This is a genomic window from Variovorax sp. dw_308 (assembly GCF_019207085.1).
Taxonomy (GTDB): domain Bacteria; phylum Pseudomonadota; class Gammaproteobacteria; order Burkholderiales; family Burkholderiaceae_C; genus Variovorax.
Genome location: NZ_JAATOM010000017.1, coordinates 65,105 through 88,753, shown reverse-complemented (window position 1 = coordinate 88,753; position 23,649 = coordinate 65,105). Strand labels below are relative to the sequence as shown.

Genomic DNA, 23,649 nt, shown 5'->3' with positions numbered 1-23,649 from the left:
GGCGCTCCCGCTCAAGCCGTGCGGTTGAAGCCGTCGGTGCTCCAGCCTTCGCTGCCCACGCCGTTGTGGACGAAGAACAGGCCATCGGGGTCGTAGCGGGCCTTCACTGCCTGCAGGCGCGGGTAGTTCGTGCCCCAGTACTGGCGCTGGAAGTCCGGCTCGAAGTAGTTGCTCTCCGAGACATAGGCGCCGCCATTGGGCGCGACCCTGCGCAGCTCGGCGACGGCGCGTGCGATGGCTTGCGCCCGCAGGCGGCCTCGCGCGACATCAGGCTCATGGCCCGCGACGCCAGGATAGGCCGGCTGCTCTTCCGCGCCCATGATGGCCAGCGCAAAGGCGTCGAGCATCAGCGGATTCGTGGCCGTGTCCCTGGCCGCCGCGATCGCCTCGGCCGACGCGCCGGCCAATCCCTTGTTCGTGTGCAGCCCGATGCCCGTGTGCCGCGATGCCGCGAACAGCGCATCGCACAAGGCGTCGCGCCGGTCATCGCGCAGCAGCGATGCAGGCAGCCAGGCGGAGTCGTAGCCATGCAGGAACTGGCCGGCCTGCCCCTGGTCGCCGGGCCAGAAAACGTTGGACTTCGGCGCGCCGGGCCGGTCGTCTGTCGCGAGCACGCCCGCCAGCTTCTTGAACGTCGTCGCCGACCAGAACTCGCGCGCCGACAGCGACGCGATGAAGGGCGCCGACTCGAACCAGAAGTCCCCCGGTGCACTCGCCACCGCGTCGATGAAGGGCTGCCATGCCATCTGCGCCTGCCCGCGGTTCAGGCCCTGGAACACCATCGACACGCGCAGGACGTTGTCCGGCCGCACGCGGATCTGCTCGCCCCAGTGCGGGTTCATGAGGTTCCTCGCGTAGTGTTCGACCATGAGCCCGATCAGCCGCCGATACGCCTGCGGCGACAGCGCCTTGACCGACATGTTCACCGCGCCGAATTCCTCGGGCAGTTCGTGCACGCGCAAGCTCACCCGGGTCACGATGCCGAGGCTGCCGCCGCCTCCGCCCTTGAGCCCCCAGAACAGCTCCGGATTCGTGCAGGCGTTGGCGATCCGCACCGCGCCATCGGCAGTGACGACCTCGGCCTCCAGCAGGCTGCCGGCGGCCGTGCCGTACCGCTTCGAGAAGCTGCCGAAGCCGCCGCTCTGCACCAGCCCCGCCACGCCGACGGTGGTGCACCCTCCTCCCTGCACATAGCCGCCAGCCTGCGTCGTCACCGCGTCATAGGCATGCGCCCAGACCGCGCCGGCGCCCATGCTCACTGCGCGCCGCGGCACGGCATCGCAGCCCGCGGGCACGAAGCTGTCGTGCATCTGGACGCCATTCATTCGGCGCGTCCACACCAGCAGCGAATCGGCGCAATTCGAGGTGCCCTGGTAGCTGTGGCCGCCGCCCTTCACCACCAGCCGCAGCCTGTTCTGCCGCGCGAAGTCGACGGCGGCGACCACATCCCGGGTGCTGCGCGCCGCCACCGCATACGCACTGGGCTTCGAGGTCCATGCATCGACCCAACCCAGGGTCTGCGTCAGCGCGACATCGTCGCCGGTGAAGTAAGGGTTCTTGACGGCCTTGAAAAGCTGCGCGCAAGCCGCGCTGGTCGGCGTCGCCACGCAGGCATCCAGCGGCGTCTGCACCTTGAGGAGCGCGCCTTCGACCTGCTGGCCGAGCCCTTGCCAGGCCTCGTCCGAAGGCCAGCCCGGTTCACCGGGTCGAACGCGCGCACCTGGCGATGTAGCGGCCCGGGCGCGCCACGGAATGACGCCCAAGGGCGCGACCAGAACGCCGCCCGCCATGGCCTGCAGCACCCGCCGCCTCGTAATGGAACCAGGGTTCATGGCGCCTGATTCTGAGGGTGTCCCCCTTGCGCGTCAGCCTTCCGCCTTGCGCAGCACGTACCCGATGCGCGGGAAGTGCACGTGCACCGTGCCCACACGCTCGTTGCTGCGCTCCAGCGTGTAGTGCGTGCGCGTGGCCGCGACCAGCTTGCCGGCTGTCTCCTCGAGGCCGAAGCTCTCCGCGCGCACCGTGACGTCGCTGCCCAGCGCAATGCCGTGGTCGTCCTGGAAGGTGCTGTCGGTCAGCAGCGTGTGCGGCCGCGTCGACTTGGCCACGGCGATGGCTTCCTCGGCGGTGAACTTCTCCGGCGCGCCGTGGCCGATGGCGTACATGCGCTCCATCCAGTCGACCACGCCCGGCGTCAGGTCGAGGATGCCGCGTACAGAGTCGATGCGGCGCGTGTACCAGAGCGGGTGGTAGGCCGCGAAGTCGGCAATGCACGGCGCCTCGCCCAGCATGAAGGGCTTGTCGTCGAACATGTCCGAGAGGCGGCGCAGGTACGACTTGTAGGCGCTCGTGGCATCGGCCGGGCGCAGGCGCGTCATGTTGCCGGCGCTCATCTTGCCGCGGTCTTCGCCAAAGGCCTTGGCGGCTTCGGGCGGCGCCTTGGAGAACACCTCGGCCGCGCCCTTTGGCTGCAGGTTCCAGGCCATGGCGGCCCAGAACAGCGTGCTGTCGGCCCACTGCGCGAGGATGCGCGACAGGCCTTTCTCGGGCTCGGGGTACAGCGTCGGCTCGGGTTGCAGGTGCTCGAGCACGTCGGCGATCAGCGCGGTGTCGCAGTACATGTCGGCGCCGATCTGCAGGAACGGCGTCTTGCGGTAGCCGCCGGTCAGCACCTCCACGTCGGGCTTGGGCATGATCGGCGGGATGAAGACCGACTTCCACGGCAGCTTCTTCGCGCCGAGGATGAGCCGCACCTTCTCCGAGAACGGCGAGGTGGCGTAGTGGTGCAGGATCAGGTCGGCCATCGTGGTCTTTCGTTCAGGTGATTTTGTTCAGATCAGCTTGACGAGTTGCTTGCCGAAGTTCTTGCCTTTCAGCAGGCCCAGGAACGCTTCAGGCGCGGCTTCGATGCCTTGCGCCACCGACTCGCGCGGCTTGAGCTTGCCGGAGCCCACCAGCGCACCCAGTTCCGCGAGCGCCTCCGGCCACACTTCCATGTGCTCGCTGACGATGAAGCCTTCGATCTTCAGGCGGTTGATGAGGATCAGCGCCGGGTTGGCCAGCGGCATCGGCGCGCCATCGTAGCCGGCGATCATGCCGCACAGCGCGACGCGCGCGAAGGCATTGCAGCGCAGCAGCACCGCGTCGAAGATGTAGCCGCCGACGTTCTCGAAGTAGCCGTCGATGCCCTTGGGGCAGGATTCCTTCAGCGCCGCGCTCATCGTCTTGACGTCCGGGTGCTGGCGGTAGTCGATGCAGGCGTCGAAGCCGAGTTCATCGGTCACGTACTTGCACTTGTCCGGCCCGCCGGCGATGCCGACCACGCGGCAGCCGCGCGCCTTGGCCAGCGCACCGAAGGCGCTGCCGACCGCGCCACTGGCGGCGGTGATGACGACGGTGTCGCCCTCCTTCGGCGCGATGATCTTCACCAAGCCGTACCAGGCCGTCACGCCCGGCATGCCGACCGCCCCGAGGTAATGCGACAGCGGCACGTGCGTGGTGTCGACCTTCTTCAGCGCGCCGGGCTGCGAGGCATCGACCACGCTGTACTCCTGCCAGCCGCCGAAGCCGACGACCTTGTCGCCCGCCTTGTACTTGGGATGCTTGCTCTCGATCACCTCGCCCACGGTGCCGCCCTGGAACACGTGGCCCACGGGTTGGCTGGCGGCGTAGCTCTTGGAGTCGTTCATGCGACCGCGCATGTAGGGGTCCAGGCTCATGAAATGGTGGCGCACCAGCACCTGGTTGTCGGCCAGCGCCGGCGTTTCGGTGGTCACGAGCTTGAAGTTGCTCGCCGTGGCCTCGCCTTCGGGGCGATTGTCGAGATGGATCTGCTTGTTGATGGGCATGGGGTGTCTCTTGGAAAAACTAGTCTGTTGAAACCGGCTGCAGTGCATGCACTTCGCTGCCGCTGACCGGAAGGCGTTTCACGTATTTGAAGGTGCCCGTCGCATGGGAACAAGCGCGGCCCTTCTCGTCATAGACCGTGGCTTCGGTGAAGGCCATGGTGGCCGTGCGATGCATCAGGCGCCCCTTGGCTATCAAGGGCCCGCGCGACGCCTGCATGAAGGTGGTCTTCATCTCGATGGTGACCACGCCCATGTCGTTCTGCACGCTGCGCGCCGCGGTGGCCATCGTCACGTCGAGCAGGGTCATGGTGACGCCGCCGTGCGCCACCGCAAAGCTGTTGGTGTGCTCGGGTTGCGTCGTGTAGTGCATCTCGGACTCGCCGTTCTCGAAACGCTCGAGCGTGAAGCCCAGGAGGTCGACGAACGGAATCGCGACGCCGAATGGGATCGACATGACGTCAGGCTGCCCCGAGAACCACGCTCACGCCGCCATCCACCGCCATCCACTGGCCGGTGATGTGCTTGCCGGCATCGCTCGCGTACAGCAGCGTCAGGCCCTTCAGGTCTTCCTCGTCGCCCAGGCGGCGCAGCGGCGCGGCATTGGCCATCTTTTCCTCGCCGATCGACTGGATCAGGCCCGTCGCCATCTTGGTCATGAAGAAGCCCGGGCAAATCGCGTTGACGTTGATGCCGTACTTGCCCCACTCGGCGGCCAGCGTGTGCGTGAAGCCGATCACCGCGGTCTTCGAGGTGTTGTAGGCCAGGGTCTGCATCTCGGGCGGATTGCCGTTCAGGCCGGCGATCGACGCAATGTTGATGATCTTGCCGGCCTTCTTCGGGATCATGTACTTGTTGGCGACCTGCTGCGCCAGGATGAAGTAGCCGCGCACGTTGAGATTCATCACCTTGTCCCATGCCGCCACCGGATGGTCCTCGGCCGGCGCGCCCCAGCTGGCGCCGGCGTTGTTCACCAGGATGTCGATGGCGCCCATGCGCTCCAGCGTCTCGTCGGCCAGGCGGCGGGTGTCTTCTTCCTTCGAACAATCGGCTGCGATCCAGCGTGCGTCGATGCCGGCGGCCTGCAGCTCGGCCGCGGCCTGTTCCAGGTCCTCGGCCTTGCGCGAACTCAGCATGATCTTCGCGCCGGCTTCACCGAGCGCATGCGCCATCTGCAAGCCCAGGCCGCGCGAGCCGCCGGTGATGAGGGCGGTCTTGCCCGTGAGGTCGAACAGTTTCTGAACGGTGCGAGGTGTCATGTGGTGGGTCTCCAGTGTCTTGGGGTCGATCAGATCTCGTAGTCGAGCACCGCGCGCGATTCACGCAGGGTGCCCAGGAATGCCGAGACCTTCTTGTGGTGCGGATGAACGACGTAGGCCTCCAGCGCCGCCGCGTCGTCGAAGCTCGAGTTCAGCACCACGTCCTGGTTGGCTTCCAGGCCGTCGGTGCGCGTCCCCACCTCGAACTCCCGCATGCCGGGCACCAGCCCCTTGCAGGTGTCGAGTTCGGCCTTGAAGCGCGCGGCCTGCGTGGCGTCGAGCAGTTTCCACATCACGATGTGCTTGATCATGGCTTGTCGTCTTTCAGTCGGGAACGAACATAAATGAGGACCACGCCCACCACGGCAGCGACGGCGCCGGGAACGGCCAGCATCCAGCCGGTGAAGGAGTCGATGCGGGCGGTGGCGATGCCGAGAATCACCAGGAACAGCCCGCCATAGATCAGGATCCAGATCCAGTTCTCGATGCGGGCATGCGGATTGGCGGCCATCAGAATGCCTCTTCCGGCATGTCGGTGCAAGTCGGATCGCGGCTTTCGACCACGTTCAGCCAGGCGCCGATCTTTGGCAACTCGTAGTTGAAGAAGTAGGCCGCGGCGCTGGCCTTGCCGGTCGTCACAGCCGATGCCTTGCCAGCATCGAGTTCCAGCGCACGCGCCGCCACGTCGAGCCAGATCCAGGCCAGCACCGTGTGCCCGAAAGCCTGCATGTAGGGCACGGCATTGGTCAGCGCCGAGCGCGGATCGCCGGTCGACCATGCCGCTTGCGTGGCCGTGCCGACGCGCTGCAGGGCCTCGCCGAGCGCCTTTGCATGCGCGGCAAGCTCGGGCACCTTGGCGGCACGCCCCATCGTCTCGGCCATGCGGGCCGCGAGCAACTTCATGCCGCGGCCGTCCTCCATCAACACCTTGCGGCCCAGCAGGTCGGCCGCCTGGATGCCGTGCGTGCCCTCGTGGATCATGTTGAGACGGTTGTCGCGCCAGTACTGTTCCACCGGGAAATCGCGCGTGTAGCCGTAGCCGCCGTGGATCTGGATCGCGAGCGAATTGGCTTCGAGGCACCATTCGCTGGGCCAGCTCTTGGCGATCGGCGTGAGCACCTCGAGCAGGAGCCGCGCGTCGTCGGCAGCTTCGGCCGCGCCGGTCTTCTGCTCGTCGACGAGTCGCGCGCAGTACAAGGACAAGGCCAGCGAACCTTCGCAGTACGACTTCTGCGCGAGCAGCATCCGGCGCACGTCGGCGTGTTCGATGATGCGCACCTGCGGCTTGGCCGAGTCCTTGCCGGCCGGGCCCGCGGGGCGCCCCTGCGGGCGGTTCTTCGCATACTCCAGCGAAGCGTAGTAACCAGCCATGCCGAGCATCACCGCAGCGGTGCCGACGCTGATGCGCGCCTCGTTCATCATGTGGAACATGCAGTGCAGGCCCTTGCCGGGCGAGCCGACAAGGTAGCCCACCGCACCGGCCTTGCCGCCGACGGGGTACTTGCCCTCGCCGAAGTTCAGCAAGGTGTTGGTGGTGCCGCGCCAGCCGAGCTTGTGATTGAGGCCGGCCAACGCGACATCGTTGCGCTCGCCAGTGAGATTGCCCTCGGTGTCGACCATGCGCTTGGGCACGATGAACAGCGAGATCCCGCGCGTGCCCGGAACCAGCTTGCCGTTCTCGTCCGGGATCTTGGCCAGCACGATGTGCACGATGTTCTCGGTCAACTCATGGTCGCCCGAGGAGATCCACATCTTGTTGCCCGTCAGCCGGTAACGGGGGCCGAGCGGGTCGCTTTCAAAGTCGGCGCCATCCGGCACCGCGCGGGTCGCTACGTCGCTCAGCGAAGACCCGGCTTGCGGCTCCGACAGGCACATCGTCCCGGCCCAGCGCCCCGAGAACTCGTTCTTCGCAAACACTTCCTTCTGCATCCCGGTGCCATGCACCATCAGCAGGTTGGCATTGCCGCTGGTGAGCATGTTCGAGCCGATGCTCACCGACGCCATCGCGAAGAAACTGTTGGCCGCCGCCTGCAGCGTGAACGGCAACTGCATGCCGCCGATCTCGTAGTCCTGCGCGGCGCTCATCATCCCGGACTCGACGAAGGCCTTGTGCGCGTCATGCGTGGCCTGCGGCAGGATCACCTTTTCGCCGTCGAAGTGCGGCTCCTGCGTGTCGACCGTGCGGTTGTGCGGGGCGTATTTCTCGCGCGCGATGCGTTCGCAGGTGTCGAGCACTGCGTCGAAGGTCTCGCGCGAGTGATCGGCAAATCGCTCGCGCTGATTGAGCGACTCGGCTTGCAGCCAGTCGTAGAGGAGGAAGTCGAGGGTGGAACGGAGGCTCATGTCGATTTCTGTGAAGGGTCGGGCAATCGGGCGATGGTGCCTTGCGCCAGCGCGCAAAGTTTTTCCTCGCCATCTTGCACGACGAAGATTTCGCAGGTGCAAACGGCCTGTGTGCTGCCCACATGCACCGCCCTGGCGCGCGCAATCAGGCGCTCGCCGATGGCCGACCGCACATAGTTGATCTTGAACTCGGAAGTGACGACCGGCACGGCCATCGCCGTCCCGCCGGCAAACGTCAGCGCGTTGTCGGCAAGGTAGCTCAGCACCCCGCCGTGCACGAATCCGTTCTGCTGCTTGAGCTTGTCGGTGATAGGGAGCTGAAGGTCGATATGGCCGCGCGAGAGCTGATGCATCTCGGCGCCGACCAGCACGCTGAAGGGCTGCGAGGCGATCACCTCGCGACCCATCGCCAGGAAGGCGTCGGGCGAGACTGGATGGTCACCGCCCGCCATGGTCAGAGGACCTCGAACACGCCGGCAGCACCCATGCCGCCGCCGATGCACATCGTGACCACGACCTTCTTCGCGCCGCGGCGCTTGCCTTCGATGAGAGCGTGGCCGGTCAGGCGCTGGCCGCTCACGCCGTAGGGGTGGCCGACGGCAATCGCGCCGCCGTTCACGTTCAGGCGGTCATCGGGAATGCCCAGCTTGTCACGGCAGTAGATCACCTGCACCGCGAATGCTTCGTTCAGTTCCCACAGGTCGATGTCGTTGACCGTGAGGCCCAGCTTCTTCAGCACCTTCGGAATCGCGAAGACCGGACCGATGCCCATTTCATCGGGTTCGCAACCTGCCACGGCGAAACCGAGGAAGCGGCCGATCGGCGCCAGGCCCTTCTGCTGCGCGTACGTCTCATCGACCAGCACGCAGGCGCCGCCACCGTCGGAGAACTGGCTGGCATTGCCGGCCGAGATCACGCCGCCCGGCACCGCCGGCCGGATGCCGCTGATGCCCTCCTTGGTGGTGCCGGCGCGGATGCCTTCGTCGTTCTCGATGGTGACTTCCTTGGTGCGCAGGCCCAATTGGGCATCGGCCACGCCGGCCAGCACGGTCATCGGGGCGATCTCCGCCTTGAACAGGCCGGCTTCGAGCGCGGCGCTGGCGCGCTGCTGGCTGCGTGCACCATACTCGTCCATCGCCTCGCGGCCGATGTTGTAGCGCTTCGCCACGTTCTCGGCGGTCTGGAGCATGTTCCAGTAGATCTCCGGCTTGTGCTTCACCAGCCACGGATCGGTGCCCATGTGGCGGTTGGCTTCGTTCTGCACGCAGGAGATGCTTTCGACACCGCCAGCCACGTAGACGTCGCCTTCACCCGCGATGATGCGTTGCGCAGCGGTCGCGATGGTCTGCAGGCCCGACGAGCAGAAGCGGTTGATGGTCATGCCCGAGGTCGTGATGGGCAGGCCGGCGCGCAGCGCGATCTGGCGCGCGATGTTGCCACCGGTCGCGCCTTCGGGCGTGGCGCAACCCATGATCACGTCGTCCACCGAGGCCGGGTCGATGCCGGCGCGCTGCACGGCGTGTTGCACCGCATGGCCGCCGAGCGTGGCGCCGTGCGTCATGTTGAAAGCACCCTTCCAGCTCTTGGCAAGCGGTGTGCGGGCGGTAGAGACGATAACGGCGCTGGTCATGGCGATGTCCTTTGAGCGATGGTTGGAACGATTACAGGGGTGGCTGCTCGGTGTTGAGCAGCAACTGGTGATAGAAGCCGATCATCTCGGCATAGTTGGCGATCGACACCCGTTCGTTGGTGCCGTGGAAGCGCGCCAGGTCCTCGCTCTTCATCCGGAACGGCGAGAAGCGGTAGACCGACTTGCTGATCAGGCTCATGTGGCGCGAATCGGTGGCGGCGGTCATCAGGCCGGGCGCGACCACTGCGTCAGGGAAGGCCTGGCGAACCGTCTGTTCGATGGTGTGATAGCCGGTGCTGTCGGTCGGCGAGACGGGCGATGGCTCCGAGTTGCCCGGGTAGGCCTTGATCTGGATCGCGTCGTTGTCGAGCGTCTTGCGCAGATGCGCTTCCACGCTCGCCAGCGTATCGCCCGGCAACACGCGGAAGTTGACCGCCGCCTCGGCACGGCCGGGCAGCACGTTGTCCTTGTTGCCGGCGCGAACGATGGTCAGCGCCGTCGTCGTGCGCAGCATGGCATTGCTGCTGGGCGACTTTTCCAGCTGGCCCTGCACCAGCGGTGCGGTGAGCCAGAGGTTCGACAGCATCACGCGGTTGACGCCGCTCATCTCGGGCGCCAGCGTGCCGAACATCTCCCCCGCGACGCCCTTGATGGCGCCGGGCATCTGGTGCGCCTCCAGGTTGGCCAGCGCCTTGCTCATGCCGCCGATGGCGGTGTGTTGCGCCGGCATCGAGGAATGGCTCGGGGCCGTGTCGAGCGTGAGGAAGAAGGTCGCATAGCCCTTCTCGGCCAGGCCGATCAAGGCGGCCGGCTGGCGAAGGCCCGGTAGCACGCCGTCGAGCACGAGAAGACCCTCGTCCAGCACCCAGTCGAGTTCCACCCCGCGCGACTTCAGCAACTCGGCAATCGGCAGCGCGCCGCGCAGGCCGGTCACTTCCTCGTCATCCCCTGCGATCAGGTAGATGGTCTGCTTGGGCTTGAAGCCCTTGCCGATCAGCAATTCGATGGCTTCCATCTGCGCCAGCAGGTTGCCCTTGTTGTCGAGCGTGCCGCGGCCCCAGATGTAGCCGTCCTTGATCTCGCCGCTGAACGGCTCGACCGACCAGGCCTTCTCGGTGCCAGGCGCGATCGGCACCATGTCCTGGTGCGCCATCAGTGCGACCGGCTTGCGGGCCGGGTCACTGCCTTGCCACGTATAGAGCAAGGCCTTGTCGCCGATGACTTCCTTCTTCAGGCTCGCGTGAAGCTTGGGAAACTTCTCGGCCAGATAGGCATGCAGTTTGTCGAACTCGGCGTTGTTCCCCTTGGGGTCGTCCAGGCTCGACACGGTACGAAACGGGATCGCACCCGACAGCCGCTTCGCGGCGGCCTGCGCATCGATGTCCAGCTTGGCCACAGGCCGCACCGCCAGCTGGCGTGACGGCGTGCGCCACGTCTTGACCGCAACCGCTGCCGCCAACAACAAAACTGCCAGCAGCAGGACTTGAAAGATTCTCTTGATCACAGTTGCGGTCTCGTCCGTCGTTTAGCTGAAGCTCTTGCCTTCGGCGACCAGCTTCTGGATCAGCGCCGCCGGCTCCCAGAACTTGCCGTCGTCACGCGGGTTCTTCGCAAAGCGCTTCATCGCCTCGGCCACGTTGTAGAGGCCGGCCTGCGATGCGTAGTGCATCGGGCCACCGCGGAAGATCGGGAAGCCATAGCCGGTCAGGTACACCATGTCGATGTCGCCGGACTTGCTCGCGATGCCGTCTTCCAGGATGCGGGCGCCTTCGTTGACGAGGGCATACACCAGGCGCTGCACGATCTCCTCGTCGGAGATCTTGCGCGGCGTGATGCCTTCGTCCTTGCGGTGCTGCTCGATCAGGTCCAGCACGACCTGGCTCGGGATCGCGTCGCGCTTGCCGGCCTGGTAGTCGTACCAGCCTGCGCCGGTCTTCTGGCCGAAGCGGCCCAGTTCGCAGAGCTTGTCGGCCGTGCGGCTGTACTTCATGTCGGCACGCTCGGTGGCGCGGCGCTTGCGGATCGCCCAGCCGATGTCGTTGCCGGCCAGGTCGCCCATACGGAACGGACCCATGGCAAAACCGAACTTCTCGATGGCCTTGTCGACTTGCTGCGGCGTGGCGCCTTCGTCCAGCAGGAAGCCGGCCTGGCGCGAGTACTGCTCGATCATGCGGTTGCCGATGAAGCCGTCGCACACGCCGGACACGACTGCGGTCTTCTTGATCTTCTTGGCGATGGCCATGACGGTGGCCAGCACGTCCTTGGCCGTTTCCTTGCCGCGCACCACTTCCAGCAGCTTCATCACGTTGGCCGGGCTGAAGAAGTGCATGCCGACCACGTCCTGCGGACGCTTGGTGAAGGCGGCGATCTTGTCGACGTCCAGCGTCGAGGTGTTGGAGGCCAGGATGGCGCCGGGCTTGGCGACTTCGTCCAGCTTCTTGAACACGGTTTCCTTGACGCCGAGTTCCTCGAACACGGCCTCGATGATCAGGTCGCAGTCCTTCAGGTCGTCGTAGCTCAGCGTGGTCGACAGCAGCGACATGCGCTGGTCGTACTTGTCCTGCTTGAGCTTGCCCTTCTTGACCTGCGCTTCGTAGTTCTTCTTGATGGTCGCGATGCCGCGGTCCAGTGCTTCCTGCTTCATCTCGAGGATCTTGACCGGGATGCCCGCGTTCAGGAAGTTCATCGAGATGCCGCCGCCCATGGTGCCGGCGCCAATGACGCCCACCGTCTTGATGTCGCGCTTGGGCGTGTCGTCCGCCACGTCAGGGATCTTGCTCGCTGCGCGCTCGGCCATGAACAGGTGGCGCAGCGCCGACGATTCGGGCGACAGCATCAACTGCGTGAACAGGCGGCGTTCCTCGGCCATGCCATCGTTGAACTTCATTGTGGTGGAGGCACGCACGGCCTCCAGGCACTTGAGCGGCGCCGGGTAGTTCTTCGACATGCCGGTGACCATGTTCCTGGCGAACTGGAAGTAGGCATCGCCTTGCGGGTGCTTGCACGGCAGGTTGCGCACCAGCGGCAGTTCAGCGGCGGGCTTGCCGGCGACGGACTTGGCGAATTCGACGGCTTCGTCGAACAGCGACTCGGCCGAGGCGGCCAACTTGTCGAACAGCTTCTGGCCGGGCGCCGACGCGAGCAGTTCGCTCTTCACCGGCTCGCCGCTGACGATCATGTTGAGGGCGGTCTCGACGCCCAGCACGCGCGGCAGGCGTTGCGTGCCACCGGCGCCAGGCAGCAGGCCCAGCTTGACTTCCGGCAGCGCAACGCTGGTGCCCGGCGCCACCACGCGGTAGTGGCAGCCGAGGGCCAGTTCGAGCCCGCCGCCCATCACCACGGAATGGATCGCAGCCACGATCGGCTTCGGCGAGGCTTCCAGCGCGAGGATCACGCTCAGCAGGTTGGGCTCCTGCAGCGCCTTCGAGGTGCCGAATTCCTTGATGTCCGCCCCACCCGAGAACGCCTTGCCGGCGCCGGTGATGATGATCGCCTTGACGGCCGGATCGTCGTTGGCCTTGCTCAGGCCGTCGGTGATGCCGACGCGGGTCGAATAACCGAGACCGTTGACCGGGGGATTGGTCATGGTGATCACGGCGATTTCGCCGAGCACCTTGTATTCAGCCGTCATGGCGCGTTCCTTTGAATGGGAAGGTAAAAAAACGAAGAGTTGGCCAAGGAGCGCGAGCCCGCGCTTGTCGAGCCACGCACTCACCCGCTGCCAAATAGCACGAGTGTTCTTTTTCTAAAATTCTAGGCGTATCCGGTGACCAGTGAATTTCGCCTTAGTCGCTACCGGGACAAGCGCCGGATGATCCTCTTAAAACGGCGCCGGCCCTGAAGGTGTGAAGATTCCGTAGCGAGGGCGCCGAGGTCGGGTCTGCGGCGCGGAACCGTACATCAGTACGGTGAGCACCGCAGGCCCGAGATCGGCGTCCGCAGTAGGAATATTCACGCCTTCAGACTTCGAGCCATTCTTTTCGGGTGGTGGCATCGGCGCGCAGGCTGTCCGGCGTGCCGTCGAACACGATGCTGCCATGTCCCATGACCAATGCGCGGTCCGAGATGTGCATCGCGATGGTGAGCTTCTGCTCGATCAGCAGCACCGAGATGCCGCGGCTCTTGAGCGTCTGCAAGTACTGCCCCACCAACTCGACAATCTTGGGCGCCAGGCCCTCGGTCGGCTCGTCGATGATGATCAGGTCGGGGTCGCCCATGAGCGTGCGGCACAGCGTCAGCATCTGCTGCTCGCCGCCGGAGAGCACGCCGGCCTCGGTGTGCTCGCGCTCCTTGAGGCGCGGGAACATCTCGTACATGTCCTTGAAGGTCCAGCGGCTGCCCTTCCCTGCGCCCTTCTGGCCGAGCAACAGGTTCTGTGCGACGGTGAGCTTGGGGAAGATGTCGCGGTTCTCCGGCACGTAGCCAAGGCCCAGGTGCGCCACCTCGTAGGCCTTCTTGCGCAGGATGTCCTGGCCTTTCCATTCGAGCTGCCCCTCGGCATGCACCAGGCCCATGATGGCCTTGGCGGTGGTCGAGCGGCCGGAGCCGTTGCGGCCCAGCAGCGCGACGATCTCGCCCTTGCCGACCTCGAATGAAACGCCGTGCAGCACGTGGCTCTTGCCATAGTAGGCGTGGATGTCGTTGAGTTTCAACATGATCAGTGTCCTGCCCCTTGCGCATCCGCGACCGAGGAGCCGAGATAGGCCTCCTGCACCTTGGCGCTGGCGCGCACCGCCGCCGGCGTATCGAAGGCAATGACTTCACCGTAGACCACCACCGCGATCTTGTCGGCCAGCCCGAACACCACGCCCATGTCGTGCTCCACTGTCAGCAAGGTCTTCCCGACCGTCACGTGCTTGATCAGCGCGATGAAGTGGGAAGTCTCGGTCTTGCTCATCCCCGCCGTCGGTTCGTCCAGCAGGATCACGTTGGCGCCGCCGGCGATCGTCACGCCGATCTCCAGCGCGCGCTGCTCGGCATAGGTGAGGTTCACCGCCTGCACGTCGCGCTTGCGCTCCAGCCCGATCTGGCGCACCAGTTCCTCGGTGCGCGCGTTGGCGTCGTCGAGGTTCGACAGGAAGCGCAGGAAGCTGTAGCGCGCCCCCGTGTGCCACAGCAGGCCGCAGCGCAGGTTCTCGAAGACGCTCAGCTTCGGAAAGATGTTGGTGATCTGGAAGCTGCGCGAGAGGCCGAGCCGGTTGATCTCGAATGGCGTCTTGCCGTCGATGCGCTGCCCGTTCAGCAGCACCTCGCCGCTACTGGGATGCAGCCGTCCGCTGATGAGGTTGAACAGCGTCGACTTGCCCGCCCCGTTGGGACCGATCACCGCGACGCGTTCGCCCGCATTCACCGAAAGGTCGATGCCGCGAATGATGTCGGTCTTGCCAAAGCTCTTGCGCAAGTTCTTGAGTTCGAGTGCGTAGGTCATGTGCCGTACCCTGCTTATGCAGCCTCCATGCGCTTGATTTCTGCTTCGATGTATTCCTGCGCGGCGCCCCAGGCGCGCGCGAACTTGCGCCGGACGATCTCCATCAGGCCCAGCCCGACCAGCGCAACCGCTGCCGCGCCAAGCCAGCTGCCCATGCTCGATGTATCCAGCGTCAGGCCGGCGAAATGAACCTCCGGCCCGAGCGCCGCATTCAACTGGACGTGGTAGACCATTTCCACCAACGCCGCGGCCCCGACGACCAGCAAAGCGCCCGTCACGATCAGCCCCACGTACAGTGGCCAGAACGGCTTGAAGCGACCGAACTTGGCCACCCGCAGGTTCATCATGATCAGGCTGGCGACGCCGCCCGGCGCGAACATCACCATCAGCAGGAACACCAGGCCCAGGTACAGCAGCCAGGCCTTGGTGAGTTCCGACAGCAGCACCGAGGCCAGCACCAGCAGCACCGCACCGATGATCGGCCCGAAGAAGAAGGTCGCGCCACCCAGGAATGTGAACAGCAGGTAGCCGCCCGAGCGCACGCCGCTCAGGCTGTCGCTCGCGTTCACGATCTCGAAGTTGATGGCTGCCAAGCCCCCGCCGATGCCGGCGAAGAAGCCGGCGATGATGAAGGCGAAGTAGCGCACCCGCTGCGTGTTGTAGCCAATGAATTCGACCCGCTCCGGGTTGTCGCGCACTGCGTTCAGGATGCGGCCGAGCGGCGTGCCGGTGAAGGCGAACATCAACGCGGTGCAGATGAAGCAGTAGACCGCGATCAGGTAGTACACCTGGATCTGCGGGCCGAAGGTCGCGCCCATGAACGTGCCGTACGTCCGGTTGGTCGTCACGCCGCCCTCGCCGCCGAAGAAGCCCGGGAACATCAGCGCCATCGAGGCCACGAGTTCGCCGATGCCCAGGGTGATCATCGCGAAGGTCGTGCCCGCCTTCTTGGTGGTCACGAAGCCGAACAGGATGGCGAAGAACATGCCCCCGATGCCGCCCACCAGCGGAATCAGCACCAGCGGCACCTTGAAGCTGCCCTCCGCGGCGAGGTTCATTGCGTGGATGGCGATGAACGCGCCCATGCCGGTGTACACGGCATGGCCGAAGCTCAGCATGCCGCCTTGGCCGAAGATCATGTTGTAGCTGAGGCAGATGATGATGAGATAACCCATCTGCGACAGGATCGTCAGCGCCAGGCTGCTGCGGAAGACCAGCGGCGCGACGATCATCGCGACCGCGAACAGCGACCAGACGGCGACGCGGCCGGCGTTCATGGGCTTGGCCCGTTTGGAATTCGAGTTGGCCATGTGTCAGTCCTCCCGCGTGCCGAGCAGGCCCTTGGGCCGGAATATCAGGATCAGCACCAGGAACAGGTACGGAAGGATCGGCGCGATCTGCGAGATCTTGAGTTGCAGGAGTTCATGGCCGAAGGTCTGGTCGGTCACCGCCATGCCCAGCGACTGGAACGCGCCGCCTATGGATTGGTCCATCGCCACGGCAAAGGTCTGCAGCACGCCGATGAGCAGCGACGCCAGGAACGCCCCCGCCAGCGACCCCATGCCGCCCACCACCACCACGACGAACACGATCGAGCCTACGGCCCCGGCCATCGCCGGCTCGGTCACGTAGGTGTTGCCGCCGATCACACCGGCCAGCCCTGCCAGCGCAGCGCCGCCACCGAACACCAGCATGAAGACGCGTGGCACGTTGTGGCCCAGCGCCTCGACCATGTCGGGGTGCTTGAGTGCCGCCTGGATCACCAGCCCGATGCGCGTGCGCGTCAGCAGCAGCCAGACCGACACCAGCATCAGCACCGCGACCAGCATGATGAAGGACTTCGACTTCGGGAACTGCGTGCCGAAGATGGTGAAAAGCGGGCCCTCTAGCTGCCGCGGCAAGCCGTACGGCACCACCGAGCGACCCCAGATCAGTTGCACCACTTCGAGGATCAGGTACGACAGGCCGAAGGTGACCAGCAATTCAGGCACGTGCCCGAACTTGTGCACCCGGCGAAGGCAATACCGCTCGAACGCCGCGCCGAGCGCAAACACCACCAGCGGCGCGATCACCAGCGCCGGCCAGAAGCCGACCAGGCCCGAGATCGTGAATGCGAAATAGGCACCCAGCATGTAGAAGCTGGTGTGCGCGAAGTTCAGCACGCCCATCATGCTGAAGATCAAGGTAAGTCCGGAGCTCAACATGAAAAGCAGCAGCCCGTAGCTGAGCCCGTTCAGGAGCGAGATAACGAAGAATTCCATTTGCTGCCACCCTCGCTGATTCGTTATTGGGAAGCCATGAAAAACGCCGGAGAGCGATTTGCATCACCCGCCGGCGCTCTGGTTCACGGCGCTTCAGCCCGCGCTGGGACGCTTCATCTGGCAGGACGTCGGGGTGCTCGCGACGTAGGGTTCCAGGTACTTCACCGGCACGAAGGTGTAGCCGGTCTTCTCGACGTTGTACTTGTTCTTGGCGTCGACCTTCTGCCACTTGGAGATCCAGAGGCCTTGCTGCATCTGGTGGTCGGTCTTGCGGATTTCGCTTTCGCCATTGAAGCCGTTGAACTTCAGGCCTTCGAGCGACGCCGCCACCTTGACCGGATCGGTCGACTTGGCCTTGGCCATCGCATTGCTCAGCGCCACCAGGCCGTTGTAGACCGAGAAGGTGTAGAAGTCGTCATTGAACTTCTTCTGGAAATCGACCATCAGCTGGTTCATCCGACCCGTGTAGTTCGAATGGTTGTATGCGATCTGGAAGACGTCCAGGTCGCCGCCTGAAGCCAGCGCCGTGGGCGTGCCCGACACACCGGCGTAGTACGCGTAGACCGGAATCTTCAGGCCGGCATCGTTCAGCGCCTTGATCAGCAGGGTCATGTCCTGGCCCCAGTTGCCGGTCACCAGCGTGTCGGCGCCCGACTGCTTGATCTTGGCGACGTAGGGCGCGAAGTCCTTGACCTGGCCCAGCGGGTGCAGGTCGTCGCCGACGATCTGCGCGTCAGGACGCTTGCGCGCCAGGCCTTCCTTGAAATACTTCGCGACCTGCTGGCCATGCGAGTAGTTCTGGTTCAGCAGGTAGACCTTCTTGATGTTGGGCTGGTCCTTCATGAAGCTGGTCAGGGCTTCCATCTTCATCGACGTGTCGGCGTCCAGGCGGAAGTGCCAATAGTTGCACTTCTCGTTGGTCAGGATCGGATCGACCGCGGCGTAGTTGAGGTAGATGACTTCCTTGCCGGGATTGCGGTCGTTGGCCTTGCCCACGGCGTCCGACAGCGGCACGCCGACGTTCGAGCCGTTGCCCTGCGTGATGTACCGGAAGCCCTGGTCGCTGGCGGCCTTGAGCAGGTTCAGCGCTTCTTGCGGGGAGCTCTTGCTGTCCATGCCGACGATCTCGAACTTGACGCCTGCCGGGTTCTCGGCGGCGGTCAGGTTCTCCGCCACGAACTGCCAGCTCTTGAGCTGGTTCTGGCCCACGTTGGCGAACGGGCCCGACAGGCCCTCGATCATCGCGATCTTGACGGTTTCACCCTTTTGGGCAAACGCGCCGGCTGCAGCGGCCAGCATGACCGTGCCGGCCAGGAATTTCAGGGCAAATTTCATCGAAAGTCTCCACAAGGGTTCAGAAAAAGTCGTTGCGAGCGTACGGGGCTTTCCAAGGCCGAAGCACAGGGAATGCCCGTAAGCCCGCCCACGAAACGCCCGTTTCTATCGCTCAGGCGACAGGCATTGCTACCGGGCGGTAGCACGGGGCGCAGGGATGCCTGTACGTGGGCAACCGCGGAACCGGCTGCGCCGGGCCTCCGGGTGCGCCCCGGGTTCAGACTCCCGGCAGCTTGTAGCCCTTGAGCTGCTCGCGCAGCTTGGTCTTCAGGATCTTGCCGGTGGCGCCGAGCGGAATGGATTCCAGGAACACCACGTCGTCGGGAATCTGCCACTTGGCTGTCTTGCCTTCGTAGAACTTCAGCAGTTCCTCGCGCGTGACCTCCTGGCCGGGGCGCTTGACCACGGTGACGATCGGGCGCTCGTCCCACTTCGGGTGGAACACGCCGACGCAGGCGGCCATGGCGATCGCCGGATGCGCGACGGCGATGTTCTCGATCTCGATGGAGCTGATCCATTCGCCGCCGGACTTGATCACGTCCTTGCTGCGGTCGGTGATCTGCAGGAAGCCGTCGGCGTTGATGGTCGCCACGTCGCCGGTCGGGAACCAGCCACGGCCGTTCTCGTCGGGGATCAGCGGATCGCCGCCCTCGCCCTTGAAGTATTCCTTGACGATCCAGGGGCCTTTCACCAGCAGGTCGCCGTAGGCCTTGCCGTCCCACGGAAGTTCCTTGCCGTCGGCATCGACGATCTTCATGTCGACGCCGAAGATCGCCCGGCCCTGCTTCAGGCGGATCGCGGTCTGCTCGTCGGGCGACAGGGACAGGTGCTTGTTCTTGAGCGTGCAGAGCGTGCCCAGCGGGCTCATCTCGGTCATGCCCCAGGCGTGCAGCACTTCCACGCCGTAGACCTCCTGGAACGCCTTGATCATGGCCGGCGGGCAGGCCGAGCCGCCGATCACCGTGCGCTTCAACGTCGAGAAGCGAAGGTTGTTGGCCTGCATGTGGCCGAGCATCATTTGCCAGACGGTCGGCACCCCGGCCGCGAAGGTGACCTTCTCGTTCTCGATGAGTTCGAAAACCGACTTTCCGTCGAGCGAGGCGCCCGGGAACACCAGCTTGCAGCCGGTGAGCGCAGCCGAATACGGAATGCCCCAGGCATTGACGTGGAACATCGGCACCACTGGCAGCACCGAGTCACGTGCCGACAGGCACATCACGTCGGGCAGCGCCGCGGCGTAGGCATGCAGCACCGAGGAGCGATGGCTGTAGAGCGCGGCCTTCGGGTTGCCGGTGGTGCCGCTCGTGTAGCACATGCTGGAGGCGGAGTTCTCGTCGAAGCTCGGCCAGGCGTAGTCGCTCGAATGCGGCGCGATCCAGTCTTCGTAGCTGACCAGGCCGGGAACGCTGCTGTCCGCCGGGAGCTTGTCGGCGTCGCACAACGCGATGTATTTCCTGATGGTCGGGCAGCGCGCGTGCACCGCCTGCACCAGCGGCAGGAAGCTCAGGTCGAACATCAGGACCTGGTCTTCGGCATGATTGGCGATCCATGCGATCTGGTCCGGGTGCAGCCTCGGGTTGATGGTGTGCAACACGCGCCCCGAGCCACTGACGCCGTAGTACGCCTCCAGGTGCCGGTAGCCGTTCCAGGCCAGCGTGGCGATGCGGTCGCTGAACAGCAGCCCTTCCTGGTCGAGCGCGTTGGCGACCTTGCGGGCGCGCACCGCCATGTCGGCCCAGGTGTAGCGGTGGATGTCACCTTCGAAGCGGCGCGAAACGATCTCGGCGTCGCGATGGTGGCGGTCTGCGAACTCGAGCAGCGACGAGATCAGCAGCGGTTGGTCTTGCATCAAACCGAGCATGGGATGGTCTCCTGATTCCTGAATCGACAAAAATTGGCAGCGGAGTATTGCGCAGTGCGGCATCGGCCCGGTTGGGGGAATGCCCGTAGCGCCGTCCCGCCACTCGAAAGAACGGACAATTGCGCCCATGAATATCCCTTCAGATTCGATGGTTGCTGAGGATTCCGGACTGCGTTGGCGCAATGAATTCGCAGCACTGCCGCCGAAGTTCTTCACCCGCCTCCAACCCACGCCCCTGCCCGATCCGTACTGGGTTGGACGCAGCAGTGCGGCGGCGCGGCAACTCGGACTGCAGCCCGACTGGTTCGCCTCGGCCGAGGCGCTGGAAGTGTTCACCGGCAATGCCCTGCTGCCGGGCATGGCCCCGCTGGCCAGCGTTTACAGCGGGCATCAATTCGGCGTGTGGGCCGGGCAGTTGGGCGATGGACGGGCCATCATGCTCGGCCAGACCGAGACCGGTTTCGAAGTGCAGCTCAAGGGCGCCGGCCTGACGCCCTATTCGCGCATGGGCGACGGCCGCGCTGTTCTGCGCTCCAGCATTCGCGAATTCCTCTGCAGCGAGGCCATGCATGGGCTCGGCATCCCGACCACGCGGGCCCTCTGCGTGACCGGCTCCGATGCACGCGTGCGCCGGGAGGAAATAGAAACCGCCGCGGTCGTGACGCGCACCGCGCCCACCTTCATCCGCTTCGGTCACTTCGAGCATTTCTGGGCCAACGACCGGCTCGACGAATTGCGCACGCTGGCCGACTTCGTGATCGATCGCTTCTACCCTGAATGCAGGCTCACCGGGCGCTTTGGCGGGAATGCCTATGCAGCGTTCCTGGAAGCCGTCAGCGAGCGCACCGCGGCGCTGATGGCGCAATGGCAGGCGGTGGGCTTCTGCCATGGCGTGATGAACACCGACAACATGAGCATCCTGGGGCTCACCATCGACTACGGGCCGTTCCAGTTCCTCGACGGCTTCAACCCGCGCCACATCTGCAACCACAGCGACACCGGCGGTCGCTATGCCTACAACCAGCAGCCCAGCGTGGCCTACTGGAACCTGTATTGCCTGGGCCAGGCGCTGCTGCCGCTGATCGGCGAGAAGGAAACGGCATTGGCGGCGCTGGCGTCCTACCAGGAGGTGTTTCCGCGCGAGTTCCTGGGCCGCATGCGCGCCAAGCTCGGCCTGCCCGATGCGCAGGACGGCGACCTCTCCTTCGTGGAAGCCCTCCTCGCGGTGTTGCGTCAGGAGCAGACCGACTGGACCATCTTCTGGCGCCGGCTTTCACACCACATGGCCGGTGCAGACGTTCAGCCGGTGCGCGACCTGTTCATCGACGCTGCCGGCTTTGACGCCTGGCTGCTGTCGTTCATGGAGCGCCATGCTTCGGTTCCCCGAGCGCCGGCTGCGGCGCTGATGCTCAAGTCCAATCCAAAATTCGTGCTGCGGAACCACTTGGGCCAACAGGCGATCGAAGCTGCGCAACGCAAGGACGACAGCGGCGTCGCGACCTTGCTGAAGCTGCTCGAATCCCCATTTGACGACCACGCCGGCTTCGACGACTACGCCGGCTTCCCGCCCGACTGGGCCTCCTCCATCGAAATCAGCTGTTCATCATGACCGCTCCCGTCCAGAAAACCGACGCCGAATGGAAAGCGCTGCTCGCCGAAAAAGGCGCCGAGCGCGGCGCCTTCGAGGTCACCCGCCATGCCGCCACCGAGCGTCCCTTCACCGGCAAGTACGAGGCGCACTGGGCTGACGGCAGCTATCACTGCATCTGCTGCGGCGCCAAACTGTTCGAGTCCGGCACCAAGTTCGACGCCGGCTGCGGCTGGCCCAGCTTCTCGGAAGAAGCGGTGCCAGGCGCGATCCGTAACATCGTCGACAGTTCGCACGGCATGGTTCGCACCGAGAATGTCTGCGCCAGTTGCGGCGCGCACCTCGGCCACGTGTTCCCCGACGGTCCGACCGAGACCGGCCTGCGCTACTGCATGAACTCGGCCTCGCTGGATTTCAAGCCTTCCACTGAATGAAACTGCTCCTCGACTTCTTCCCGATCCTGCTGTTCTTCGGCGCATTCAAGCTGCACGACATCTATGTCGCCACCGGCGTGCTGATGGCCGCCACGGCAGTGCAGATGGCCATCCACTGGTTCATGCACCGTCGCCTGGAGCCGATGCAGAAGGCCACGCTGGTGCTGATCCTGCTGTTCGGCTCGCTCACGCTGGCGCTGCACGACGACCGCTTCATCAAGTGGAAGCCCACCGTGTTGTACAGCGCCATGGCCATCGCACTCGCGATCGCGTTCTGGGGCTTCCGCAAGAACTTCCTCGAGTCGATGCTCGGCAAGCAACTGCGCCTGCCGCACCGCATCTGGACGCACCTGAACGTCGCATGGATCGGCTACTGCCTCTTCATGGCCGCGATCAACGGCTATGTCGCGGCCTACTTCAGCACGGAGGCCTGGGTCGACTTCAAGCTGTGGGGCTACGCCTTCCCGATCGTCTTCCTGATCGCGCAGGGGCTCTACATCTCGCCGCACCTCAAGTCGGACGACGAGCCCGCGGCATGAGCACGTCTGCAAGCCTTCCCCGGCCCCACGAGCTTGAGGCCACCCTTCGCGCCGCCCTTCAGCCCACCGCGCTCGAAGTCATCGACGAAAGCGCCGCGCATGCCGGCCATGCCGGCGCCGGCGCCGAGGGCTACGGCACCCATTTCCGCATCCGCATTTCGAGTCCGCTCTTCGCGGGCAAGACCCCAGTGGCGCGCCATCGGCTTGTGTATGATGCGCTGCACATTTTTATCGCACAGGGCGTTCACGCCATTGCCATCGAGGCCTCCTGAGCCTCATTCCCCCGGGGCCGACGCGCCCTGCTTTCACTTCCAAGCTCTCATGAAAAAACAAATCTTGCAGGCCGTTGCCGCCACGCTCCTGGTCGGCATGGTTCCCATGGCCGCCTTCGCGCAGAACGCAGCCATCGTCAATGGCAAGGCCGTGCCCAAGGCCCGCATGGATGCGCTCGCCTCGCAACTCGCCGCGGCCGGCCGCCCGGTGACGCCGGAAATGCAGCCCCAGTTGCGCGAGGAAGTGGTCCTGCGCGAGGTGTTCATGCAGGAAGCGCAGAAGCAAGGCATCGAGAAGACCGACGACTACAAGAACCAGCTGGAACTGGCCCGCCAAGCCATCATGATCCGCGGCCTGTTCGAGAACTATCGCAAGACCAACCCGGTCACCGACGCCGAGGTCCAGGCCGAATACGACAAGGCCGTCGCCGCCAACAGCGGCAAGGAATACAAGGCCCGCCACATCCTGGTGAAGACCGAAGCCGAAGCCAAGAAGATCATTGCCGACCTGAAGAAGGGCGGCAACTTCGAGGAAATCGCCAAGAAGCAGAGCACGGACAAGGGCTCGGGCGCGCAAGGCGGCGACCTCGGCTGGGCCAGCGCCGCCAGCCTGGTGCCCGAGTTCTCGGCCGCCATGATCGGGCTCAAGAAGGGCGAAATGACCCAGACGCCGGTCAAGACGGAATACGGCTATCACGTCATTCGTCTCGACGACGTTCGCCAGGCCCAACTGCCCAAGCTCGAGGAAGCCAAGCCGCAGATCGTTCAGCAGCTGACGCAGCAGAAGCTGCAGAAGTATCAGGAAAGCCTGCGCGCAGCTGCGAAGGTGGAATAACCCGGGCTCCCCCTGGCAA

General features: G+C 65.0%; 23 protein-coding genes. 5 read left to right on the top strand and 18 right to left on the bottom strand.

What is annotated here, in order from left to right:
- Positions 1-11: 11 nt before the first annotated feature.
- From HCU76_RS26180 to HCU76_RS26095, 18 genes are all read right to left on the bottom strand, one after another.
- Positions 12-1,832 (bottom strand): FAD-binding protein, encoded by a 1,821-nt coding sequence (locus HCU76_RS26180; protein WP_256354450.1) that lies wholly within the window; start codon positions 1,830-1,832, stop codon positions 12-14.
- Between the two features lie 33 nt (positions 1,833-1,865).
- A complete protein-coding gene (locus tag HCU76_RS26175; RefSeq protein WP_218511049.1) occupies positions 1,866-2,804 on the bottom strand; it encodes a glutathione S-transferase family protein in 939 nt (312 codons plus the stop codon).
- Between the two features lie 27 nt (positions 2,805-2,831).
- On the bottom strand, positions 2,832-3,848 hold the full coding sequence (locus HCU76_RS26170; protein WP_218511048.1) for an NADP-dependent oxidoreductase: 1,017 nt from the start codon (positions 3,846-3,848) through the stop codon (positions 2,832-2,834).
- A gap of 19 nt (positions 3,849-3,867) precedes the next feature.
- The gene (locus tag HCU76_RS26165; RefSeq protein ID WP_213958682.1) at positions 3,868-4,302 is read right to left on the bottom strand and encodes a PaaI family thioesterase; all 435 of its coding nucleotides are present in this window, start codon (positions 4,300-4,302) and stop codon (positions 3,868-3,870) included.
- 4 nt (positions 4,303-4,306) lie between these two features.
- The gene (locus HCU76_RS26160) at positions 4,307-5,104 is read right to left on the bottom strand and encodes an SDR family oxidoreductase (protein WP_218511047.1); all 798 of its coding nucleotides are present in this window, start codon (positions 5,102-5,104) and stop codon (positions 4,307-4,309) included.
- Positions 5,105-5,133: 29 nt separating this feature from the next.
- Positions 5,134-5,415: a Dabb family protein gene (locus HCU76_RS26155; protein WP_218511046.1), complete on the bottom strand. Its 282-nt coding sequence runs from the start codon at positions 5,413-5,415 to the stop codon at positions 5,134-5,136.
- Entirely contained in the window at positions 5,412-5,615 is a 204-nt protein-coding gene (locus HCU76_RS26150; RefSeq protein WP_213958679.1) for a hypothetical protein, read from the bottom strand. Before HCU76_RS26150 ends, HCU76_RS26155 begins: the two co-directional genes overlap by 4 nt.
- On the bottom strand, positions 5,615-7,447 hold the full coding sequence (locus tag HCU76_RS26145) for an acyl-CoA dehydrogenase (protein ID WP_218511045.1): 1,833 nt from the start codon (positions 7,445-7,447) through the stop codon (positions 5,615-5,617). Before HCU76_RS26145 ends, HCU76_RS26150 begins: the two co-directional genes overlap by 1 nt.
- A complete protein-coding gene (locus HCU76_RS26140) occupies positions 7,444-7,899 on the bottom strand; it encodes a PaaI family thioesterase (protein ID WP_218511044.1) in 456 nt (151 codons plus the stop codon). The genes HCU76_RS26145 and HCU76_RS26140 overlap by 4 nt, the downstream gene beginning before the upstream one ends.
- A gap of 2 nt (positions 7,900-7,901) precedes the next feature.
- Positions 7,902-9,077, bottom strand: coding sequence for an acetyl-CoA C-acyltransferase (locus HCU76_RS26135; RefSeq protein ID WP_213958676.1), 1,176 nt, complete (start codon positions 9,075-9,077; stop codon positions 7,902-7,904).
- 31 nt (positions 9,078-9,108) lie between these two features.
- Positions 9,109-10,581 carry a M20 family peptidase gene (locus HCU76_RS26130; protein WP_218511043.1) on the bottom strand — a complete coding sequence of 491 codons (1,473 nt, stop codon included), beginning with the start codon at positions 10,579-10,581 and terminating at the stop codon, positions 9,109-9,111.
- A gap of 21 nt (positions 10,582-10,602) precedes the next feature.
- Positions 10,603-12,708, bottom strand: a complete 2,106-nt coding sequence (locus tag HCU76_RS26125; protein WP_218511042.1) for a 3-hydroxyacyl-CoA dehydrogenase NAD-binding domain-containing protein — start codon at positions 12,706-12,708, stop codon at positions 10,603-10,605.
- 328 nt (positions 12,709-13,036) lie between these two features.
- The gene (locus HCU76_RS26120) at positions 13,037-13,732 is read right to left on the bottom strand and encodes an ABC transporter ATP-binding protein (protein ID WP_213958673.1); all 696 of its coding nucleotides are present in this window, start codon (positions 13,730-13,732) and stop codon (positions 13,037-13,039) included.
- Positions 13,733-13,734: 2 nt separating this feature from the next.
- Positions 13,735-14,505, bottom strand: coding sequence for an ABC transporter ATP-binding protein (locus HCU76_RS26115; RefSeq protein ID WP_213958672.1), 771 nt, complete (start codon positions 14,503-14,505; stop codon positions 13,735-13,737).
- Between the two features lie 14 nt (positions 14,506-14,519).
- On the bottom strand, positions 14,520-15,815 hold the full coding sequence (locus HCU76_RS26110; RefSeq protein ID WP_213958671.1) for a branched-chain amino acid ABC transporter permease: 1,296 nt from the start codon (positions 15,813-15,815) through the stop codon (positions 14,520-14,522).
- Between the two features lie 3 nt (positions 15,816-15,818).
- Complete coding sequence (locus tag HCU76_RS26105; protein WP_213958670.1) at positions 15,819-16,766, bottom strand: branched-chain amino acid ABC transporter permease; 948 nt, start codon at positions 16,764-16,766, stop codon at positions 15,819-15,821.
- Between the two features lie 93 nt (positions 16,767-16,859).
- Complete coding sequence (locus HCU76_RS26100) at positions 16,860-18,101, bottom strand: branched-chain amino acid ABC transporter substrate-binding protein (protein WP_213958669.1); 1,242 nt, start codon at positions 18,099-18,101, stop codon at positions 16,860-16,862.
- A 217-nt stretch (positions 18,102-18,318) separates the two neighbouring features.
- Positions 18,319-19,962 carry a 3-(methylthio)propionyl-CoA ligase gene (locus tag HCU76_RS26095; protein WP_218511041.1) on the bottom strand — a complete coding sequence of 548 codons (1,644 nt, stop codon included), beginning with the start codon at positions 19,960-19,962 and terminating at the stop codon, positions 18,319-18,321.
- Between the two features lie 127 nt (positions 19,963-20,089).
- Between HCU76_RS26095 and HCU76_RS26090 the strand changes: the two genes are divergently transcribed.
- Genes HCU76_RS26090 through HCU76_RS26070 form a run of 5 tightly spaced genes read left to right on the top strand, consistent with a single transcriptional unit; the run spans position 20,090 to position 23,630 of the window.
- Positions 20,090-21,571 carry a YdiU family protein gene (locus HCU76_RS26090; RefSeq protein ID WP_213958667.1) on the top strand — a complete coding sequence of 494 codons (1,482 nt, stop codon included), beginning with the start codon at positions 20,090-20,092 and terminating at the stop codon, positions 21,569-21,571.
- A complete protein-coding gene (gene msrB, locus HCU76_RS26085) occupies positions 21,568-21,984 on the top strand; it encodes a peptide-methionine (R)-S-oxide reductase MsrB (RefSeq protein ID WP_213958666.1) in 417 nt (138 codons plus the stop codon). The genes HCU76_RS26090 and msrB overlap by 4 nt, the downstream gene beginning before the upstream one ends.
- Positions 21,981-22,523, top strand: coding sequence for a septation protein A (locus HCU76_RS26080; protein WP_213958665.1), 543 nt, complete (start codon positions 21,981-21,983; stop codon positions 22,521-22,523). Before msrB ends, HCU76_RS26080 begins: the two co-directional genes overlap by 4 nt.
- On the top strand, positions 22,520-22,795 hold the full coding sequence (locus HCU76_RS26075; RefSeq protein WP_213958664.1) for a BolA family transcriptional regulator: 276 nt from the start codon (positions 22,520-22,522) through the stop codon (positions 22,793-22,795). Before HCU76_RS26080 ends, HCU76_RS26075 begins: the two co-directional genes overlap by 4 nt.
- Before the next feature lie 49 nt (positions 22,796-22,844).
- Positions 22,845-23,630 (top strand): peptidylprolyl isomerase, encoded by a 786-nt coding sequence (locus tag HCU76_RS26070; RefSeq protein WP_213958663.1) that lies wholly within the window; start codon positions 22,845-22,847, stop codon positions 23,628-23,630.
- Positions 23,631-23,649 lie beyond the last annotated feature (19 nt).

What these genes read in the sequence shown, in the direction of transcription:
- HCU76_RS26180 (WP_256354450.1), bottom strand. Translation starts at nt 1,832, where the DNA reads ATGAACCCTGGTTCCATTACGAGGCGGCGGGTGCTGCAGGCCATGGCG.
- HCU76_RS26175 (WP_218511049.1), bottom strand. Translation starts at nt 2,804, where the DNA reads ATGGCCGACCTGATCCTGCACCACTACGCCACCTCGCCGTTCTCGGAG.
- HCU76_RS26170 (WP_218511048.1), bottom strand. Translation starts at nt 3,848, where the DNA reads ATGCCCATCAACAAGCAGATCCATCTCGACAATCGCCCCGAAGGCGAG.
- HCU76_RS26165 (WP_213958682.1), bottom strand. Translation starts at nt 4,302, where the DNA reads ATGTCGATCCCATTCGGCGTCGCGATTCCGTTCGTCGACCTCCTGGGC.
- HCU76_RS26160 (WP_218511047.1), bottom strand. Translation starts at nt 5,104, where the DNA reads ATGACACCTCGCACCGTTCAGAAACTGTTCGACCTCACGGGCAAGACC.
- HCU76_RS26155 (WP_218511046.1), bottom strand. Translation starts at nt 5,415, where the DNA reads ATGATCAAGCACATCGTGATGTGGAAACTGCTCGACGCCACGCAGGCC.
- HCU76_RS26150 (WP_213958679.1), bottom strand. Translation starts at nt 5,615, where the DNA reads ATGGCCGCCAATCCGCATGCCCGCATCGAGAACTGGATCTGGATCCTG.
- HCU76_RS26145 (WP_218511045.1), bottom strand. Translation starts at nt 7,447, where the DNA reads ATGAGCCTCCGTTCCACCCTCGACTTCCTCCTCTACGACTGGCTGCAA.
- HCU76_RS26140 (WP_218511044.1), bottom strand. Translation starts at nt 7,899, where the DNA reads ATGGCGGGCGGTGACCATCCAGTCTCGCCCGACGCCTTCCTGGCGATG.
- HCU76_RS26135 (WP_213958676.1), bottom strand. Translation starts at nt 9,077, where the DNA reads ATGACCAGCGCCGTTATCGTCTCTACCGCCCGCACACCGCTTGCCAAG.
- HCU76_RS26125 (WP_218511042.1), bottom strand. Translation starts at nt 12,708, where the DNA reads ATGACGGCTGAATACAAGGTGCTCGGCGAAATCGCCGTGATCACCATG.
- HCU76_RS26120 (WP_213958673.1), bottom strand. Translation starts at nt 13,732, where the DNA reads ATGTTGAAACTCAACGACATCCACGCCTACTATGGCAAGAGCCACGTG.
- HCU76_RS26115 (WP_213958672.1), bottom strand. Translation starts at nt 14,505, where the DNA reads ATGACCTACGCACTCGAACTCAAGAACTTGCGCAAGAGCTTTGGCAAG.
- HCU76_RS26110 (WP_213958671.1), bottom strand. Translation starts at nt 15,815, where the DNA reads ATGGCCAACTCGAATTCCAAACGGGCCAAGCCCATGAACGCCGGCCGC.
- HCU76_RS26105 (WP_213958670.1), bottom strand. Translation starts at nt 16,766, where the DNA reads ATGGAATTCTTCGTTATCTCGCTCCTGAACGGGCTCAGCTACGGGCTG.
- HCU76_RS26100 (WP_213958669.1), bottom strand. Translation starts at nt 18,101, where the DNA reads ATGAAATTTGCCCTGAAATTCCTGGCCGGCACGGTCATGCTGGCCGCT.
- HCU76_RS26095 (WP_218511041.1), bottom strand. Translation starts at nt 19,962, where the DNA reads ATGCTCGGTTTGATGCAAGACCAACCGCTGCTGATCTCGTCGCTGCTC.
- HCU76_RS26090 (WP_213958667.1), top strand. Translation starts at nt 20,090, where the DNA reads ATGAATATCCCTTCAGATTCGATGGTTGCTGAGGATTCCGGACTGCGT.
- msrB (WP_213958666.1), top strand. Translation starts at nt 21,568, where the DNA reads ATGACCGCTCCCGTCCAGAAAACCGACGCCGAATGGAAAGCGCTGCTC.
- HCU76_RS26080 (WP_213958665.1), top strand. Translation starts at nt 21,981, where the DNA reads ATGAAACTGCTCCTCGACTTCTTCCCGATCCTGCTGTTCTTCGGCGCA.
- HCU76_RS26075 (WP_213958664.1), top strand. Translation starts at nt 22,520, where the DNA reads ATGAGCACGTCTGCAAGCCTTCCCCGGCCCCACGAGCTTGAGGCCACC.
- HCU76_RS26070 (WP_213958663.1), top strand. Translation starts at nt 22,845, where the DNA reads ATGAAAAAACAAATCTTGCAGGCCGTTGCCGCCACGCTCCTGGTCGGC.